The sequence below is a fragment of the Bacillus sp. LM 4-2 genome (assembly GCF_000978495.1).
Taxonomy (GTDB): domain Bacteria; phylum Bacillota; class Bacilli; order Bacillales; family Bacillaceae; genus Bacillus; species Bacillus subtilis.
Window position 1 is genome coordinate 256254 of the sequence record NZ_CP011101.1, and the last position, 17616, is coordinate 273869.

Here is a 17616-nt window from a genome sequence, read left to right on the forward strand (position 1 = left end):
AATGGAGACTACAGAATCATACAAAATACGACAAAAACATTTTGAAAATAAGCAGTAAGATTTATAAAAACCTCATGTTCTGGGTCAAAAGCAATTTGCAGGTTTTCTCCCGATTCCCCAAAATAAAAAGCGAGGATGTGATCAACATAAAACTGGAACGGTTTATTGAAAAAGACGGATATATATTGGCCCTGATGCTGATTACGGTGCCGCTGGCCGGTGAACTGAAATTTTATCCCCTCAATGAAGAATTCCGGGTCAGCTTTGGGGCACCGGTTTTTTTCTTCTTTTTATCATTGTTGCGGCATGTGCCCGCTGTGCTGCCGGGTTTTCTGACTGGAGCGGCTGTTTTCATCTTTCGCGTCTTCCTGGAATTATGGGGCGGAGGACACAATGGACTGACTCCGATTCTGTATGATCAAGCGTCTGGCTTTTTCTTTTATATGACTTACGCCTGTCTGTTTTCCATATTAAAGGCCAATCGTTTCCGTGAACGGCCGATTATGCTCGGTTTCATTGGGTTTATGATTGAAGTTGTGTCAGATTGTGTCGAGCTAACTGTGCAATTTCTCATTTTTCATACGGTTGTCACGCCTGAGAAAATCACTGACATTGCGGTGATTGCGATTTCTCACACATTTATTGTGATGAGCTTTTATAGTGTGCTGAAGCTGTATGAAACACAATCGAGAGAAAAACAGACAAGGCAGCAGCACGAGCACATGCTGATGATCGTTTCCAATTTATATGAAGAAACGGTGCACCTAAAAAAGACATTGAAAACGACAGAGAAAGTGACAAACGATTCGTATCAGCTCTATCGGGAAATGAAGGGCAAGGATGTTCAGCTGAGCGGCAGAATCCTGAGACTGGCCGGAGAGATTCATGAAGTGAAAAAGGACAACCAGCGGATATTCGCAGGGCTTTCAAAACTGATTTCGAATGAGAGTTTGAGAGATTATATGAGGGCTTCTGATTTGCTGCAGCTCGTGATTCGAATGAATGAAAAGTACGCTGAAGCACTAGGGAAGCAGATTGATTTTTACTGCTCGATCGAGGGAGAGCATGACGAATATCACGTATTTATCGTGCTTTCGATCATTAATAATCTAACAGCAAATGCGGTAGAGGCTATGGATGAAGAGGGAATGGTCAGCCTGAGGCTCCGTAAGCCAAATGAGAGTATGGTAGAATTCCAGGTGGAAGACAATGGCCCCGGGATTTCCGAGAAAATCGGAGACATTGTGTTTGACCCGGGCTTTACTTCAAAATATGACGAATTTGGCACGCCTTCTACGGGTATCGGACTTTCCTACGTAAAGGAAATCGTGACAGAGCTAGAAGGGGATATCACGTTTGATAATCAGCAGCGGGGAGTGGTGTTTGCCATCAGGCTGCCTGTCCGGCATTTGATTCAGAAAGGGTGAACCAAAAGCTATGCGTTTTTTTATTGCAGATGATGACCGTGCGGTGCGGTCAATTTTAAGGCAGATCATTGAGGACGAAGATCTCGGGGAAGCTGCTGGTGAAGCAGACGATGGAAGCCAAGTGGAAGGGCATATGCTGCAATTTAAACAGATTGATATTTTATTAATCGATCTGTTAATGCCCGGAAGAGACGGCATTGAGACGATTCGTCAGATCCAGAATACGTACTCCGGCAAAATTGTAATGATCTCTCAAGTGGAGGCGAAGGAAATGGTCGGGGAAGCGTACTCGCTCGGCATCGAATATTTTATCCATAAGCCGATTAACCGCATTGAAATTGTCACGGTTCTCCAAAAGGTTAAGGAGCGGATCGAGCTTGAACACTCGATTGGAGCCATTCAGCATTCTCTAAGCCGGCTTGTCAATCGGACTGAACGGAAAGCGCGTCCCCAGCAGAAGAGTGACAGCGGTTTAAAAGAGGCAGGAACATTCCTGTTGTCCGAGCTGGGCATGATGGGAGAAGGCGGCGCACATGATCTCATGGCGGTCCTGCAGTATTTAGCAGAACACGAGCAATCCGAGCCGCACGAAAAACAAAGCCCTTCGCTAAAACAAATATTCACCCAAGTAGCGGTACGGAAGCTGGGCACAGGGGCCTCACAGACGGAAGTCAATCGCGAAATGAAAGCCTCGGAGCAGCGTATCCGCAGAGCGATTATTCATTCGCTGCACCATTTTGCTTCACTGGGCACAACTGATTTTTCGAATCCAAAATTTGAAACCTATGCATCCAAATTCTTTGATTTTCCGGTTGTCAGCCAGAAAATGAAAGAACTCCAATCCAAGGATGCAAAACCCCTTGCACCTGCTAGAATAAATATGAAAAAATTCATCCACGTGTTTTTTTTGGAAGCAAAGCTTTTGCATGAGACGATGAAACAAAGAAGGATATAAACCAAACAGCCGGCTGACCTGGCTGTTTTTTTGCTGCGCAGAATCCCGGCCGGACAGTGATTTACCTCTTTTTTATAAAATATCAGAAAATAAAGATATTGACTTATTGTTTATTTGTCTTACAATTAAACAAAAGGATATATGGGAAGGAGCGGATATGAAAGAAAAATTAATAATAGCGCTTACAGATAGAGGCTGTATACACAAATAACAGGAGGTTATGTTGATGAGCCGTATCAGAAAAGCACCCGCTGGAATTTTAGGTTTTCCGGTTGCTCCTTTTAACACACAAGGAAAACTGGAGGAAGAAGCTCTTTTTCAAAACATTGAGTTTTTGCTGAATGAGGGCTTGGAAGCGATTTTTATCGCTTGCGGGTCTGGTGAATTCCAATCTCTCAGCCAGAAGGAATATGAGCAAATGGTGGAAGTCGCAGTCTCGGCAGCCGGAGGAAAGGTGCCGGTCTACACGGGGGTGGGCGGCAACCTCAGCACAGCGCTTGATTGGGCGCAGCTGTCGGAGAAAAAAGGCGCCGACGGCTACTTGATCCTGCCTCCGTATTTGGTGCATGGCGAACAGGAGGGGCTGTACCAGTATGCGAAAACGATTATTGAAAGCACTGACTTGAACGCGATTCTTTATCAGCGCGATAACGCAGTTCTCTCTGTTGAACAGATCAAACGTCTGACCGAATGTGAACAGCTTGTCGGTGTCAAAGACGGGGTAGGAAATATGGATTTGAATATCAACCTCGTCTATACGATCGGCGACCGCTTAGGATGGCTCAACGGAATGCCGATGGCTGAAGTGACGATGCCGGCTTATCTGCCGATCGGGTTCCACTCTTACTCTTCAGCGATTTCAAATTATATCCCGCATATTTCGCGAATGTTCTATGATGCATTGAAAAACGGAAATGACGAGCTTGTGAAGGAACTCTATCGGCATGTGATTCTGCCGATCAACGACATTCGCAAACAACGAAAAGGCTACGCCGTATCCTTGATTAAAGCCGGTATGGAAATCATGGGTTTGAATGTAAGGAATACAGCCAGACCGCCTGTCGGCCCGGTTGAAAAAGATCATTATCAGCAATTGGAAGCAATTTTGAAGCAGGCGGCTGACCGTTTTCCGAAAAAAGCCGCGACGGTTTGACCAGAAAAAACACGAAAGGGGCAATGGGCATGTCTGTGATCACGGAACAAAACACGTACCTCAACTTTATTAACGGAGAGTGGGTTAAGTCTCAATCAGGCGATTTGGTCAAGGTCGAAAACCCTGCCGATGTGAATGACATTGTCGGATATGTACAGAATTCAATGGCTGAAGATGTGGAACGTGCCGTCGCCGCCGCCAATGAAGCCAAAACGGCTTGGAGAAAGCTGACGGGTGCCGAGCGCGGCCAATACTTATACAAAACAGCGGATATTATGGAGCAGCGCTTGGAGGAAATCGCCGCCTGTGCAACGCGTGAAATGGGTAAAACATTGCCGGAAGCGAAGGGAGAAACAGCCCGGGGGATTGCCATTCTGCGCTATTACGCCGGAGAGGGCATGCGAAAAACGGGTGACGTCATTCCGTCTACTGACAAAGACGCGCTCATGTTTACCACCCGTGTTCCGCTCGGTGTGGTCGGCGTGATTTCTCCGTGGAACTTCCCAGTGGCGATTCCGATTTGGAAAATGGCGCCGGCATTGGTATACGGCAATACCGTTGTCATCAAACCGGCGACAGAAACAGCTGTGACATGCGCGAAGATCATTGCCTGCTTTGAGGAAGCGGGGCTCCCGGCAGGGGTCATCAATTTGGTGACAGGCCCGGGTTCTGTTGTCGGGCAGGGGCTTGCTGAGCATGACGGTGTAAACGCCGTTACGTTTACCGGTTCAAATCAAGTCGGAAAAATCATCGGGCAAGCCGCTTTAGCGAGGGGAGCCAAGTACCAGCTTGAGATGGGCGGCAAAAACCCTGTCATCGTAGCTGATGACGCTGACCTTGAAGCTGCGGCCGAAGCTGTCATAACGGGGGCCTTCCGTTCAACCGGCCAGAAATGCACCGCGACAAGCCGTGTCATTGTACAAAGCGAAATTTATGAGCGCTTTAAAGAAAAACTGCTCCAGCGCACAAAAGATATTACAATCGGAGACAGCTTAAAAGAGGATGTCTGGATGGGACCGATTGCCAGCAAGAATCAGCTTGATAACTGCCTGTCATACATTGAGAAAGGCAAACAGGAGGGGGCTTCCCTTTTAATAGGAGGAGAAAAGCTGGAGAACGGAAAGTATCAAAACGGCTATTATGTTCAGCCTGCCATCTTTGACAATGTGACATCTGAGATGACAATTGCCCAGGAGGAAATTTTCGGTCCGGTGATCGCCTTGATCAAGGTGGACTCGATGGAAGAGGCGCTGAACATCGCCAATGATGTGAAGTTCGGATTAAGTGCATCCATCTTCACGGAAAACATCGGCCGAATGCTTTCTTTCATTGATGAAATCGATGCCGGGCTGGTTCGGATCAATGCAGAAAGCGCAGGTGTTGAGCTGCAGGCGCCTTTTGGCGGCATGAAGCAGTCGAGCTCCCACTCCCGAGAACAGGGTGAGGCAGCGAAGGACTTTTTCACAGCGATCAAAACCGTTTTTGTGAAGCCGTAATGGTGCTGGAAAGAGGCATGCGTCTCTTTCCCGGCTTTATCACAGCCAGCATATGATTCTCTACTTTGAAAAGGAGAAGATACTATGAAAAAAGACTTTGCGAATGTTACACCGGCGGGCAAAAAAACGTCCGTGCGCTGGTTCATCGTGTTTATGCTGTTTCTTGTGACCTCTATTAACTACGCGGATCGAGCGACGCTTTCCATCACCGGAGATTCCGTCCAGCACGATTTGGGATTGGACTCGGTCGCCATGGGATATGTCTTTTCTGCCTTTGGCTGGGCCTATGTCATCGGACAGCTTCCGGGCGGCTGGCTGCTGGACCGTTTTGGTTCAAAGACTATCATTGCGTTAAGCATCTTTTTCTGGTCGTTTTTTACGCTGCTGCAAGGGGCGATTGGCTTTTTCTCCGCCGGCACAGCGATTATCCTGCTGTTTGCACTGCGTTTTCTGGTTGGTTTATCAGAAGCGCCTTCATTTCCCGGAAACGGCAGAGTTGTTGCCTCATGGTTTCCAAGCTCCGAGCGCGGGACAGCTTCAGCCTTTTTTAATTCAGCACAATACTTCGCAATCGTCATTTTTTCTCCTTTAATGGGCTGGCTTACCCACTCTTTCGGCTGGCATTCCGTCTTCGTTGTCATGGGTATTGCAGGCATTCTTCTGGCTGTCATCTGGCTAAAAACGGTGTATGAACCGAAAAAACACCCAAAGGTTAATGAAGCTGAGCTTGCGTACATCGAACAGGGCGGCGGGCTGATTTCCATGGATGACAGTAAAAGCAAACAAGAAACAGAATCGAAATGGCCGTATATCAAACAGCTGTTAACGAACCGCATGCTGATTGGCGTGTACATCGCGCAATACTGTATTACGACTCTCACCTATTTCTTTCTCACATGGTTTCCGGTATATTTGGTTCAGGCCCGCGGCATGTCTATTCTTGAAGCTGGGTTTGTCGCTTCCCTGCCGGCGCTGTGCGGATTTGCCGGCGGCGTGCTTGGAGGTATTGTGTCAGACATCTTACTCAAAAAAGGCCGTTCACTGACCTTTGCAAGAAAAGTGCCAATCATTGCCGGCATGCTGCTGTCTTGCAGTATGATTGTCTGCAACTACACAGATTCAGCATGGCTCGTCGTTGTCATTATGTCGCTCGCGTTTTTCGGAAAAGGCTTCGGCGCATTGGGTTGGGCTGTCGTGTCGGACACGTCTCCGAAAGAATGTGCAGGATTAAGCGGCGGTTTGTTCAACACTTTCGGGAATATTGCCTCAATTACAACACCGATTATTATCGGATACATTGTTAATGCCACTGGATCTTTCAATGGCGCGCTTGTGTTTGTCGGCGCTAACGCGATTGCGGCGATCCTCAGCTATTTGCTGCTGGTCGGGCCGATCAAACGGGTCGTGTTAAAGAAACAAGAACAAGACCCCGATCAATCGTTGCCTGTCTAATATTTATGAAAGCGCTTTATAAAGGGAGGAAAATGCATGAGTTCACCGATACAAGAGCAGGTTCAAAAAGAAAAAAGATCGAATATTCCCTCAATTTCTGAAATGAAGGTGATTCCTGTTGCGGGACATGACAGCATGCTGCTGAATCTAAGCGGAGCACACAGCCCGTTTTTTACCCGGAATATCGTAATCTTAACAGACAACAGCGGAAATCAGGGAGTCGGCGAGGTGCCTGGCGGAGAGCATATTCGCCGCACGCTGGAGCTGTCAGAGCCGCTTGTTGTCGGAAAATCTATCGGTGCGTACCAGGCGATATTGCAAACGGTCAGAAAGCAGTTTGGCGATCAGGACAGGGGAGGGCGCGGAAACCAGACGTTTGATTTGCGCACCACTGTGCACGCCGTCACCGCACTGGAAGCGGCTTTGTTAGATTTGCTTGGAAAGTTTCTTCAGGAACCGGTCGCGGCTTTACTGGGCGAAGGGAAGCAGCGTGATGAAGTAAAAATGCTCGGTTACCTCTTTTACATCGGCGACCGAAAGCGGACGACCTTGCCGTATCAAAGCGATGAGCAGTCAGATTGTGCGTGGTTCCGTCTGCGCCATGAGGAAGCGCTGACGCCGGAGGCCATTGTGCGTCTTGCCGAATCCGCACAGGAGCGCTATGGCTTTCAGGATTTCAAATTGAAAGGCGGGGTGCTGCAGGGAGAAGAGGAAATCGAAGCTGTTACCGCATTATCGAAACGTTTTCCAGAGGCAAGGATCACTCTTGATCCGAACGGGGCATGGTCATTAGAGGAAGCTATTGCATTATGCAAAGGAAAGCAAGATGTGCTCGCGTATGCGGAAGATCCGTGCGGGGATGAGAATGGCTACTCCGCTCGTGAAGTAATGGCTGAATTCCGCCGCGCGACAGGGCTTCCGACTGCGACAAATATGATTGCGACAGACTGGCGGGAAATGGGTCACGCGATTCAGCTCCACGCGGTCGATATACCGCTGGCTGATCCGCATTTTTGGACGATGCAAGGGTCGGTGCGGGTTGCGCAAATGTGCCATGATTGGGGTTTGACATGGGGCTCGCACTCCAACAACCACTTTGATATTTCCCTTGCGATGTTTACCCATGTGGCAGCAGCGGCTCCGGGGCGGATCACGGCGATTGATACCCATTGGATCTGGCAGGACGGGCAGCGATTAACGAAACAGCCTTTTGAGATTTCTTCTGGCTGTGTCAAGGTGCCGGATAAGCCTGGACTAGGCATCGATATTGATATGGAACAAGTGGAAAAAGCGCATGAGATCTATCGGAAAATGAATTTAGGCGCACGGAATGACGCGATCCCAATGCAGTTCCTGATCAGCAACTGGGAATTTGACCGGAAGCGCCCGTGTCTTGTGCGATAAGTTTGATTGTAAATATTGTCATATCCGCTATTTTGTCTTACAATTGAACAACTGAAGGGAGAGTTGTTCGTGTACGAAGGTTTAGAGGATTTGAAAGTCGATACAGTCAATCGGAAAACATTAGCCAAGCAGGTCATCGAACGGATTGTCCATTTATTATCGAGCGGACAGTTGAGGGCCGGAGACAAATTGCCGACAGAAATGGAACTGATGGACATTTTGCATGTCAGCAGGCCGGTGCTTCGGGAGGCACTCAGTTCACTTGAAACGCTGGGCGTCATTACGAGAAAAACACGAGGGGGCACATATTTCAACGATAAAATCGGCATGCAGCCGTTTTCCGTCATGCTTGCCTTGGCCACTGATAATCTTCCGGCTATCATTGAAGCGCGGATGGCGCTAGAACTCGGACTCGTGACAATTGCCGCGGAAAAAATCAATGAGGAAGAGCTTCAGCGTTTGCAGAAGACGATCGACGATATTGCCAACAGCACTGACAATCTTTATGGTGAAGCGGATAAAGAGTTCCATCGAATTATTGCGTTAAGCGCCAATAACCCCGTCGTTGAAGGGATGATTCAGTCCCTGTTGATCACCCATGCGAAAATTGACAGCCAAATTCCGTACAGGGAGAGAGATGTAACGGTCGAATATCACAAAAAAATCTACGACGCCCTTGCCAAAAGAGATCCGTACAAAGCACATTACCACATGTATGAGCATCTGAAATTTGTCCGTGACAAAATTTTAAAAGGAATGGATGAAAAATAATGGTGAGCAACCGCAGTTGAAACGTAAGAGCTGCGGTTTTTTTAAAACCAATTTAGAAAACGCTTACTAAGTTATGAGGAGTGATTTTCATATGGCGATGAACCTCAGGAAGAACCAAGCGCCCCTTTACATCAAAGTGCATGAAATAGATAACACCGCGATTATTGTAAATGATGGAGGACTGCCAAAGGGCACTGTTTTCTCATGCGGGCTCGTACTTGAAGAGGATGTTCCTCAAGGCCATAAGGTGGCCCTCACCGATCTCAATCAAGGGGACGAGATCGTGCGTTACGGAGAGGTGATCGGATTTGCTGATGAGACGATCAAACGCGGGAGCTGGATACGGGAAGCCCTCGTGAGAATGCCCGCTCCTCCGGCGTTAGACGATCTTCCTCTCGCAAACAGGGTGCCGCAGCCGCGGCCGCCTCTTGAAGGCTACACGTTTGAAGGATACCGAAATGCGGATGGCAGTGCGGGGACAAAAAATATCCTCGGCATCACGACAAGTGTTCAATGTGTTGTTGGTGTTTTGGATTATGCAGTCAAACGAATAAAAGAAGAGCTGCTGCCGAAATACCCAAATGTTGATGACGTTGTGCCGCTGCATCATCAATACGGATGCGGCGTGGCGATCAATGCGCCCGACGCTGTCATTCCGATCCGCACGATTCAAAATCTTGCGAAGCATCCGAACTTCGGCGGAGAAGTAATGGTAATCGGATTGGGATGTGAAAAGCTCCTCCCGGAAAGAATTGCCTCCGAAAATGATGATGACATTCTATCGCTCCAGGATCACCGAGGTTTTGCGGCGATGATCCAATCCATTTTGGAAATGGCGGAGGAACGGTTAATCAGGCTGAACAGCAGAACCCGGGTGTCATGCCCTGTTTCGGATCTGGTTATCGGCCTGCAATGCGGCGGCAGTGATGCGTTTTCCGGCGTGACGGCGAACCCTGCCGTGGGGTACGCGGCTGATTTATTGGTTCGCGCAGGTGCAACGGTTTTGTTTTCTGAAGTGACAGAGGTGCGGGATGCCATTCATTTATTAACGCCGCGGGCTGTCAGTGAAGAGGTCGGACAATCACTGATCAAAGAGATGAAGTGGTATGACAGCTATCTCCGGCGGGGAGACGCAGACCGAAGCGCAAACCCGTCACCAGGCAATAAAAAAGGCGGATTATCCAATGTGGTGGAAAAAGCGTTAGGCTCGGTAGCGAAATCAGGCACAAGCCCCATCTCCGGCGTGCTCGGCCCTGGTGAAAGAGCAGAGCAAAAAGGCCTGCTGTTCGCGGCGACACCGGCAAGCGATTTTGTGTGCGGCACCCTGCAGCTGGCTGCGGGCATGAATCTGCAGGTGTTTACGACAGGGAGGGGAACACCATATGGCCTGGCTGCTGCACCGGTGCTGAAAGTATCGACGCGGCATTCCTTATCAGAGCATTGGGCTGATTTAATCGATATCAATGCCGGCCGAATCGCGACAGGAGAGGCCAGTATCGAAGACGTAGGCTGGGAAATCTTCAGGACGATTTTGGATGTGGCAAGCGGCCGCAAACAAACGTGGGCTGACCGTTGGGGCCTTCATAATGATTTGTGCTTGTTTAATCCTGCTCCAGTGACTTGATTCATGTTTTTATAGCGGGAAGATGGAATATGTTGTAAAATGAAAATCAGCGTATAGGAAACGGAGGGGTTACAGCATGGCATTCATTAGATTCCGAGTGACACGAATTCAATAGTGAACAACTCTCGCCTGAATGCGAGACGGGATGAATCCGCCTATGTATGAGCCCTTACATGATTATCAAAAAAGAGGGTGGCGTGCCTGCCCTTTTTTTGTACCTTCAAGCATCCCTTCTCTTTACTGCAGGCCGGAGCATGAGAAAGGGGAAATGGGATGACAAACCTTAACGAAAAACAGCTTATCACTGAGATTGTCGGGCTTGCACGCAGCCAAGGTTTGACGGTTCATTCTGAGAACGCGCAATTGAATGAAACCGGAATGGACTTTCAAGTTGTATTTGCCAAGGACGACACAGGTATGCCATGGGTGCTGCGAAAACCGCGGCGAAGTGATGTTGTGGAAAGAGCATCTGCAGAAGGCATAACGCTTGCCTTTCTCCGCGCGAATTTGACTGCTGATGTGCCGGATTGGAGAATTCATACACCGGAATTGATCGCTTACCCAATGTTAAAAGGAACGCCGGCTGCTGGAATTGACTTGGAACAAAAGCAATATGTATGGAATATGGATCATCAGCCGCCGTCAGACGACTTTGTCCGCACACTTGCCGACATACTGGCTGAATTACATGGCACGGATCAAATATCTGCTGGGCAATCCGGAATAGAAGTGATAAGGCCAGAAGATTTCAGGCAAATGACAGCAGACTCTATGGTTGATGTGAAGAATAAGCTTGGCGTATCTACGACGCTTTGGGAAAGATGGCAAAAGTGGATAGATGATGATGCATACTGGCCGGGTTTCTCTTCTTTGATACACGGCGATCTCCACCCGCCGCATATCCTTATCGACCAAAATGGACGTGTCACAGGACTTCTGGATTGGACAGAAGCGAAGGTTGCTGACCCAGCTAAGGATTTTGTTCTTTATCAAACCATTTTCGGAGAAAAAGAAACTGCCCGTTTGCTTGAATACTATGATCAAGCAGGCGGCCGGAAATGGGCAAAAATGCAGGAACACATCTCAGAGATGCAAGCTGCATATCCGTTGGAAATAGCTAAATTCGCTCTGCAAACATAGCAGGAGGAACACATCAATATGGCGCTGGAAGCACTTGCTGTAACATCGGATTAAGAATTGACTTCGTTTCATGAACCGAGTATTATAAACTCTACAAATAATAGAACGGATTAACAATCGTGAGGAAGAGCAAGTACGCATCAGAATGGAGGTTCAGAGAGTCGGTGGCAGGTGTGAACCGATCCTCCCCTGATGCCGAATGGGCTTCTGAATTGCTTTGCTGAACGAATAGTAGGCGATGCCGGGTTTCTCTCCCCGTTACCAAGAGAGGAGTATCGAAACATAGGTTTTCTGTACTTAGAGTGAACGGCTGTATAGCTGTTAATAAAGGTGGTACCGCGAGACCCTCGTCCTTTGCATAGGACGGGGGTTTTTGTGTTTCTTAAAGGAGGTGACGGCCAATGGACGATGGCTGGTGGTGGCATAGCAGATGAGTTAGAAAGGAGGATATCAAATGGTCATTGCAACTGATGATCTTGAGGTCGCATGTCCTAAATGTGAAAGAGCGGGAGAAATCGAAGGAACACCTTGCCCGGCCTGCAGCGGAAAAGGTGTTATTCTGACTGCTCAAGGATATACGCTTCTGGATTTTATCCAAAAGCATTTGAATAAGTAAAGGAGAAAAGCTGAGCTGAGATGAGAGCAGAAGAGCAGAGTAAGATTCGTGAGGCCGCAGCAGGTACGATTTTTTTGCTGATCGGAACAGTTTGTTTTGCGTCTAAATCGATTTGGATAAAATGGGCATACCAAATGGGTGCTGAGCCAGATGCCGTGCTGCTATACAGGCAGCTGCTGGCTGTTCCGCTGTTTTGGCTGATTTTTTTAATATACCGTCCTCCAATGCCAGACGGTAAGAAAAAAGGAGACCTATGGAAGGCTTGTGGCGCGGGAGTGTTTTGTTTTTTTCTGTCTCCCTTGCTTGATTTTATCGGGCTGAACCATGTATCCGCAATGGTTGAACGTATATTGCTGATGAGCTATCCGTTGTTTGTGTTTGGATTCACCGCGTGTCGTGACCGGAAAATATCCTTAATTCAGGACCTCTTCGCAGTGCTGGCGGTCATGTTTGGGCTTTTCTTGGCGCTGGGCGGCTGGAATGCTGAGCTTTTCCAGGCGAATATGATTGGAGCTGTATTCATTTTGTTATCTTCGGCCGTCTATGCTGGTTATCTTGTCCTTTCCGGGCATCTCGTCCATCAAATCGGGGGGATCCGTCTCAATGCATACGGGATGACAGCTGCTGGAGCTGCCATGATGCTTTACACAGGGATAAAATCGGCGGCTGGCATGAATACGCCAATGGCAGCATATCCGCTTTCTATGTATGGTTTGTTCGCGGTAATTGCAGTCGTGACCACTGTGATTCCATTTGTGCTAATGCTTGAGGGCATAAAACGAATCGGGGCACAGCGAGCCGCCGCCATTTCAATGGCAGGGCCTATCCTGACGATTTTCTATGGAGCTTTATTTCTCGGTGAACGGCATCGGCTTATTCAAGTCATTGGATGCACTGCCGTATTCTTTGTCATTACGGGCATGGAATACAGGAAGCTGAAAACAGGAAAAAATGAATAATTTTTATAAAACGCACACGTTTTTCAATTACAATAAGTGTAATTACGTGTGTGTTTTTTGATTTTGTAAAGGTTAGGTGAGAAGATGCAACGCATATTGCTTGTAGAAGACGACCACTCAATCAGTGAAATGGTGGATCATTATTTAACAAAAGAAGGCTTTGGAATTGTGCATGCTTTCGACGGAGAAGAGGGCATCCGGCTGTTTCAGCAGGGTTCATACGATTTGGTCCTCCTTGATATCATGCTCCCGAAGCTGAACGGCATGGATTTTCTGAAAATCATCCGGGAAAAAAGCAACGTTCCGGTCTTAATGATTTCGGCAAAAGATGGAGATGTGGACAAGGCATTGGGACTGGGCTTTGGGGCGGATGATTATATCGCCAAACCGTTTTCGATGATTGAGCTGACAGCCAGAGTAAAAGCCGCGATACGGCGGGCGACGCAATATTCGGCAGAGGAGCCGGCTGTGAATAAGGTGATCCGGATTCACCAGCTTGCGATAGACGTAGACAATGTGTCCGTTTTCAAAAACGGAGAACCGCTCCAGCTGACGTCAACAGAATGGCAGCTGCTGTGCTTATTCGCATCAAATCCTAAAAAAGTGTTTACGAAAGAACAAATCTACCGTTCCGTCTGGAATGAAGAGTACTTTGATGATCAGAACATCATTAACGTACATATGCGGCGGCTCAGAGAAAAGATTGAGGATGACCCCTCCTCCCCTCAATATATTAAAACGCTATGGGGCATCGGTTATAAATTAGGAGAGTTTTAGAATGACAGTGCTATGGGTGGCCGCTGTCATCGCTCTGGCGTGTCTGAATGTGATTCAATTCATAATGAAAAAGAAGCGGGACGGGAATCTGGCTTACACGGCTGACCAGCTTAGCTACATGCTCAGCCGGGATTCGGCAGGACAAATTTTGCTTCCTACAGACGATCATACGCTCAAAGGCTTGCTTGTTAACATCAATCTTATCGTTGAGAATCGTCAGCAGATCAGCGCCCAATTTGCCAAAACAGAGCAATCCATGAAGCGGATGCTGACCAATATGTCGCACGACCTGAAAACGCCGTTAACAGTCATTCTTGGTTATATCGAAGCGATTCAAAGTGATCCGAACATGCCGGACGAAGAGCGGGAAAGATTGCTGGAGAAGCTCCGCCAGAAAACAAATGAACTCATTCAGATGATCAACTCCTTTTTTGATTTAGCGAAATTAGAATCTGAAGATAAAGAGATCCCGATCACCAAAGTACATATGAATGACATATGCAAACGAAATATCCTGCACTATTATGACGCTGTTCAGTCAAAAGGCTTTCAAGCAGCCATCGATATCCCGGATACGCCGGTGTATGCGCAGGCGAATGAAGAGGCTCTGGACAGAATCCTGCAAAACCTATTGTCCAATGCGATTCAATATGGCGCGGCCGGCAAGTTAATCGGGCTGACGCTGTCTTATGATGAGAGGAACATCGCCATCACCGTATGGGATCGCGGAAAAGGGATTAGTGAAACCGATCAGCAGCGGGTGTTTGAGAGGCTGTACACACTTGAAGAATCCAGAAATAAAGCATTTCAAGGAAGCGGCCTGGGTTTAACCATCACAAAACGGCTTACAGAAAAAATGGGAGGCACGATATCCGTCCAAAGCAAGCCGTACGAACGGACTGCATTTACGATCACATTGAAACGCATGACATATTAATCGTAAGAATTTCTTAAGGTTTGAGAAATAAAAATGACAGGGCTCGCCGCTACAATAGAAAACAGGAAAAGAGAGGGAAGGAGAAACAAAGTTGACTTATATCGTACAAACAAACGGGCTGACCAAAACGTATCAGGGCATAGAGGTCGTATCCAATGTCAGCATGCATATTAAAAAAGGTGAAATCTACGGCTTTCTCGGCCCGAACGGCGCGGGGAAAACAACCATTATGAAAATGCTGACGAGCCTTGTCAAACCGACAAGCGGTGAAATCATCATTCTTGGGAACAAGTTCACCCACACGTCATATGAGGTGCTGGGGAACATCGGCAGCATGATTGATTATCCGATTTTTTATGAAAACCTGACAGCTGAAGAAAATTTAGATCTGCATTGTGAATATATGGGATACCACAATAAAAAAGCCATACAAGAAGTGCTGGATATGGTGAATTTAAAACAAATCGACAAAAAACCCGTCAAAACCTTTTCCCTCGGGATGAAGCAGCGCCTTGGAATTGCGCGTGCCATCCTCACGAAGCCGGACCTGCTCATTTTGGATGAGCCGGTGAATGGTCTTGACCCTCTCGGCATTAAAAAGATCAGGCAATTGTTTCAAGTGCTGAGCAAAGAGTACGGGATGACACTGCTGATCTCAAGCCACCTGCTGGGTGAAATCGAACAAATCGCGGACACAATCGGCGTCATTCGGGACGGCAGGCTGCTAGAAGAGGTGTCAATGGAAGATGTCAGGGGCCAGAACACTGAATACATCGAGCTTGTCACGCCGAATCAGACAAGGGCCTGCTTTGTGCTGGAGAAAGAGCTGCAATTAACCAACTTTAAAATTTTAAATGAGAAAACAATCCGAATTTACGAAGCCGAAGCCTCACAGGCTGCTATATCCAAAGCGCTGATTTTAAATGATGTAGACATTGAATCATTGAACAGAAAATATACGTCGCTGGAGGATTATTTTATCAAATTGATCAACGGCAATAGCATCAGTGCGTAAAGGAGGAGAGACACGTTGATGAATTTGATCAGAATCGAATTAAGAAAAATGAAAATGGGCTGGTATATCAGAGGTGCCCTTATTGCCAACGTGATCATTATGGGCTTTATGTGGCTGATCAGTTATTCCGAAAAAGCCGATGGCGGGGTTTCGTTCCAAAGTTCGGATGAAGCATTCCTCATCATCGGCACCTTCGTCAGAGCGGTATTTATCGTATTTGGCGCTGTGCTGATCGTAAAATTGGTGATTTCGGAATATAAAAACAAAACCATTCTTGTGATGTTCACGTACCCGATCAGCCGTAAAAAGCTGCTCACCGCTAAGCTCATGATCGCGGGCGGACTGACGTTTATCACGATTTTACTTTCAAATATACTCATAGCCGCCGGTTTCTTTTGGCTGAACTCGATCTGCCATTTCATACCGGGAGAGCTTACTTCCGAGATCATTTCTCAACAGGCGGTCAAAATGGCGGTTTTCGCTTTTGGCGCCGCTGGAACCAGTTTAGTTCCCATCTTTTTTGGAATGCGTAAACACTCGGTTCCGGCAACCATCATTTCGTCTGTAGTGATTGTGATGCTCATCAGTTCAACAAGTCCGGGCTTCTCGATTTCATCTGTTGTGTATATCCCGTTATCGTTAGCGGCATTCGGATTGTTCTTTTCCTACATGGCGATCAGGAATGCGGACAAGCAGGATGCGTAAACAAAGGCGCCCAATATGTATAAAAGGCCGATGCTGTCAGCACCGGCCTTTCTATTATGAGTCTGTTCTTGTTTCAAGATAATGCTTCTTGCCAATCTCTTTGCTCATCATATAGAAATGGAAGCAATATTCACCGATTGCCATGACGATCGCGCCGAATAAAGCCGCCAATGCAACTTCACCGCCAGTCATCCCCATAGAAAGCGGCATGCCCATCAGCCAAATCACGAGAAAGGCCAAGCCAAAATCAGCCAAAGTTGCAATCATATTATTCCATTTCGGCAATACATAAAGATCGCCCAGCAAATAAGAAATAACCCCTAACACAATCGTCATTAGCAGCGTATCACCAAACGTGAAACCAAAGCCCAGACCAAGCACCAGATACAACACAATAATCGTCATAATACCTTTAATAGCGAGCGCTTTCACATGTGTCATTACAATTCCTCCTTTTGTCATTTGATTTGTTATGTATAATTCCTCAAATGTAAAAAGTTAAACCTTATTTCTTTTCGGAGGCGGGTGCAAATCTGCTGGGGAGGGGTCAATGATGTGAATCCAGGAATTGAGGCTGCGGCGCTTCGACAGCGGAAATGTGAAGCTTGTACTGCACCGGACGCTGCTTTGATGCCCAACAGCCCATTATGTTTGTTGTTTTTAGATGAATAAATTTAAAAACTCTCCTGTCCCTCCGTCATCACTTCTGAAGTAATGAAATATGATGAAAAGAGATCAAGAGGAGGTGACGTGATGGCGGTCGTGAAAGCAACGAGTGCGGATGTCGATTTGATGGCAAGGCTGCTCAGAGCGGAAGCGGAAGGTGAAGGCAAGCAGGGGATGCTGCTTGTCGGCAACGTTGGAATTAATCGGCTGCGGGCGAATTGCTCAGATTTTAAAGGCCTCCGCACCATCAGGCAGATGATTTATCAGCCACACGCGTTTGAGGCTGTGACTCATGGATATTTTTATCAAAGGGCTCGAGATAGCGAGCGTGCCCTTGCACGCCGGTCGATTAATGGTGAAAGGCGCTGGCCTGCAAAATTTAGTTTATGGTACTTCAGGCCGCAGGGGGACTGTCCAGCCCAGTGGTATAACCAGCCGTTTGTGGCCAGATTTAAGTCACACTGCTTTTATCAGCCGACGGCGGAGACGTGTGAAAATGTATATAACACATTTTAGAGA

18 protein-coding genes and 1 other annotated feature are annotated in these 17616 nt (G+C 47.5%); of the genes, 16 read left to right on the forward strand and 2 right to left on the reverse strand.

Going from position 1 to position 17616, the window contains the following annotated elements; all coding sequences use genetic code 11:
* Positions 1-194: 194 nt before the first annotated feature.
* From glnK to bslm_RS01480, 15 genes are all read left to right on the forward strand, one after another.
* Entirely contained in the window at positions 195-1427 is a 1233-nt protein-coding gene (glnK, locus tag bslm_RS01410; protein ID WP_010886394.1) for a two-component system sensor histidine kinase GlnK, read from the forward strand.
* A 10-nt stretch (positions 1428-1437) separates the two neighbouring features.
* Positions 1438-2382, forward strand: coding sequence for a glutamine utilization two-component system response regulator GlnL (gene glnL, locus bslm_RS01415; protein WP_003234824.1), 945 nt, complete (start codon positions 1438-1440; stop codon positions 2380-2382).
* 226 nt (positions 2383-2608) lie between these two features.
* On the forward strand, positions 2609-3535 hold the full coding sequence (gene kdgD / locus bslm_RS01420) for a 5-dehydro-4-deoxyglucarate dehydratase (protein ID WP_003246372.1): 927 nt from the start codon (positions 2609-2611) through the stop codon (positions 3533-3535).
* A 29-nt stretch (positions 3536-3564) separates the two neighbouring features.
* Positions 3565-5031: an alpha-ketoglutaric semialdehyde dehydrogenase GucD gene (gene gucD / locus bslm_RS01425; RefSeq protein ID WP_046380753.1), complete on the forward strand. Its 1467-nt coding sequence runs from the start codon at positions 3565-3567 to the stop codon at positions 5029-5031.
* Positions 5032-5115: 84 nt separating this feature from the next.
* Complete coding sequence (gene gudP / locus bslm_RS01430) at positions 5116-6483, forward strand: glucarate transporter GudP (RefSeq protein ID WP_014475680.1); 1368 nt, start codon at positions 5116-5118, stop codon at positions 6481-6483.
* Between the two features lie 36 nt (positions 6484-6519).
* On the forward strand, positions 6520-7887 hold the full coding sequence (gene gudD, locus bslm_RS01435) for a glucarate dehydratase (RefSeq protein WP_046380754.1): 1368 nt from the start codon (positions 6520-6522) through the stop codon (positions 7885-7887).
* 69 nt (positions 7888-7956) lie between these two features.
* Positions 7957-8658, forward strand: a complete 702-nt coding sequence (locus bslm_RS01440; protein ID WP_003234813.1) for a FadR/GntR family transcriptional regulator — start codon at positions 7957-7959, stop codon at positions 8656-8658.
* 91 nt (positions 8659-8749) lie between these two features.
* Positions 8750-10282, forward strand: a complete 1533-nt coding sequence (garD, locus tag bslm_RS01445; protein ID WP_014478709.1) for a galactarate dehydratase — start codon at positions 8750-8752, stop codon at positions 10280-10282.
* A 273-nt stretch (positions 10283-10555) separates the two neighbouring features.
* The gene (mphK, locus tag bslm_RS01450; protein WP_046380755.1) at positions 10556-11422 is read left to right on the forward strand and encodes a macrolide 2'-phosphotransferase MphK; all 867 of its coding nucleotides are present in this window, start codon (positions 10556-10558) and stop codon (positions 11420-11422) included.
* A 110-nt stretch (positions 11423-11532) separates the two neighbouring features.
* Positions 11533-11780 (forward strand) — a binding site (T-box leader).
* Positions 11781-11876: 96 nt separating this feature from the next.
* Positions 11877-12038, forward strand: a complete 162-nt coding sequence (gene rtpA / locus bslm_RS01455; protein WP_003234807.1) for an anti-TRAP regulator — start codon at positions 11877-11879, stop codon at positions 12036-12038.
* A gap of 20 nt (positions 12039-12058) precedes the next feature.
* On the forward strand, positions 12059-12997 hold the full coding sequence (locus bslm_RS01460) for a DMT family transporter (RefSeq protein WP_046380756.1): 939 nt from the start codon (positions 12059-12061) through the stop codon (positions 12995-12997).
* Positions 12998-13093: 96 nt separating this feature from the next.
* Positions 13094-13774 (forward strand): two-component system response regulator YcbL, encoded by a 681-nt coding sequence (gene ycbL / locus bslm_RS01465; protein WP_080481000.1) that lies wholly within the window; start codon positions 13094-13096, stop codon positions 13772-13774.
* A gap of 1 nt (position 13775) precedes the next feature.
* Positions 13776-14711 (forward strand): two-component system sensor histidine kinase YcbM, encoded by a 936-nt coding sequence (gene ycbM / locus bslm_RS01470; RefSeq protein WP_046380758.1) that lies wholly within the window; start codon positions 13776-13778, stop codon positions 14709-14711.
* A gap of 91 nt (positions 14712-14802) precedes the next feature.
* Entirely contained in the window at positions 14803-15726 is a 924-nt protein-coding gene (locus bslm_RS01475; protein WP_046160014.1) for an ABC transporter ATP-binding protein, read from the forward strand.
* Between the two features lie 18 nt (positions 15727-15744).
* Positions 15745-16431, forward strand: a complete 687-nt coding sequence (locus tag bslm_RS01480) for an ABC transporter permease (protein WP_080480999.1) — start codon at positions 15745-15747, stop codon at positions 16429-16431.
* Here the strand turns inward: bslm_RS01480 and bslm_RS21210 are convergent.
* On the reverse strand, positions 16392-16526 hold the full coding sequence (locus bslm_RS21210; RefSeq protein WP_121591398.1) for a hypothetical protein: 135 nt from the start codon (positions 16524-16526) through the stop codon (positions 16392-16394). The two genes, bslm_RS01480 and bslm_RS21210, sit on opposite strands and share 40 nt — an antisense overlap.
* On the reverse strand, positions 16486-16872 hold the full coding sequence (locus bslm_RS01485; RefSeq protein ID WP_003246313.1) for a YndM family protein: 387 nt from the start codon (positions 16870-16872) through the stop codon (positions 16486-16488). The genes bslm_RS21210 and bslm_RS01485 overlap by 41 nt, the downstream gene beginning before the upstream one ends.
* A 312-nt stretch (positions 16873-17184) precedes the next feature.
* Here bslm_RS01485 and cwlJ point away from each other — a divergent pair, with 312 nt between their 5' ends.
* Positions 17185-17613: a cell wall hydrolase CwlJ gene (gene cwlJ, locus bslm_RS01490; RefSeq protein ID WP_046160016.1), complete on the forward strand. Its 429-nt coding sequence runs from the start codon at positions 17185-17187 to the stop codon at positions 17611-17613.
* The last annotated feature ends 3 nt before the right edge of the window (positions 17614-17616 follow it).

Excerpts from the sequence above, each read along its gene's own strand:
- glnL (WP_003234824.1), top strand. The coding sequence starts at position 1,438 with ATGCGTTTTTTTATTGCAGATGATGACCGTGCGGTGCGGTCAATTTTA.
- mphK (WP_046380755.1), top strand. The coding sequence starts at position 10,556 with ATGACAAACCTTAACGAAAAACAGCTTATCACTGAGATTGTCGGGCTT.
- gudP (WP_014475680.1), top strand. The coding sequence starts at position 5,116 with ATGAAAAAAGACTTTGCGAATGTTACACCGGCGGGCAAAAAAACGTCC.
- garD (WP_014478709.1), top strand. The coding sequence starts at position 8,750 with ATGGCGATGAACCTCAGGAAGAACCAAGCGCCCCTTTACATCAAAGTG.
- bslm_RS01460 (WP_046380756.1), top strand. The coding sequence starts at position 12,059 with ATGAGAGCAGAAGAGCAGAGTAAGATTCGTGAGGCCGCAGCAGGTACG.
- rtpA (WP_003234807.1), top strand. The coding sequence starts at position 11,877 with ATGGTCATTGCAACTGATGATCTTGAGGTCGCATGTCCTAAATGTGAA.
- kdgD (WP_003246372.1), top strand. The coding sequence starts at position 2,609 with ATGAGCCGTATCAGAAAAGCACCCGCTGGAATTTTAGGTTTTCCGGTT.
- cwlJ (WP_046160016.1), top strand. The coding sequence starts at position 17,185 with ATGGCGGTCGTGAAAGCAACGAGTGCGGATGTCGATTTGATGGCAAGG.
- ycbM (WP_046380758.1), top strand. The coding sequence starts at position 13,776 with ATGACAGTGCTATGGGTGGCCGCTGTCATCGCTCTGGCGTGTCTGAAT.
- gucD (WP_046380753.1), top strand. The coding sequence starts at position 3,565 with ATGTCTGTGATCACGGAACAAAACACGTACCTCAACTTTATTAACGGA.
- glnK (WP_010886394.1), top strand. The coding sequence starts at position 195 with ATGCTGATTACGGTGCCGCTGGCCGGTGAACTGAAATTTTATCCCCTC.
- gudD (WP_046380754.1), top strand. The coding sequence starts at position 6,520 with ATGAGTTCACCGATACAAGAGCAGGTTCAAAAAGAAAAAAGATCGAAT.
- bslm_RS01480 (WP_080480999.1), top strand. The coding sequence starts at position 15,745 with ATGAATTTGATCAGAATCGAATTAAGAAAAATGAAAATGGGCTGGTAT.
- bslm_RS01485 (WP_003246313.1), bottom strand. The coding sequence starts at position 16,872 with ATGACACATGTGAAAGCGCTCGCTATTAAAGGTATTATGACGATTATT.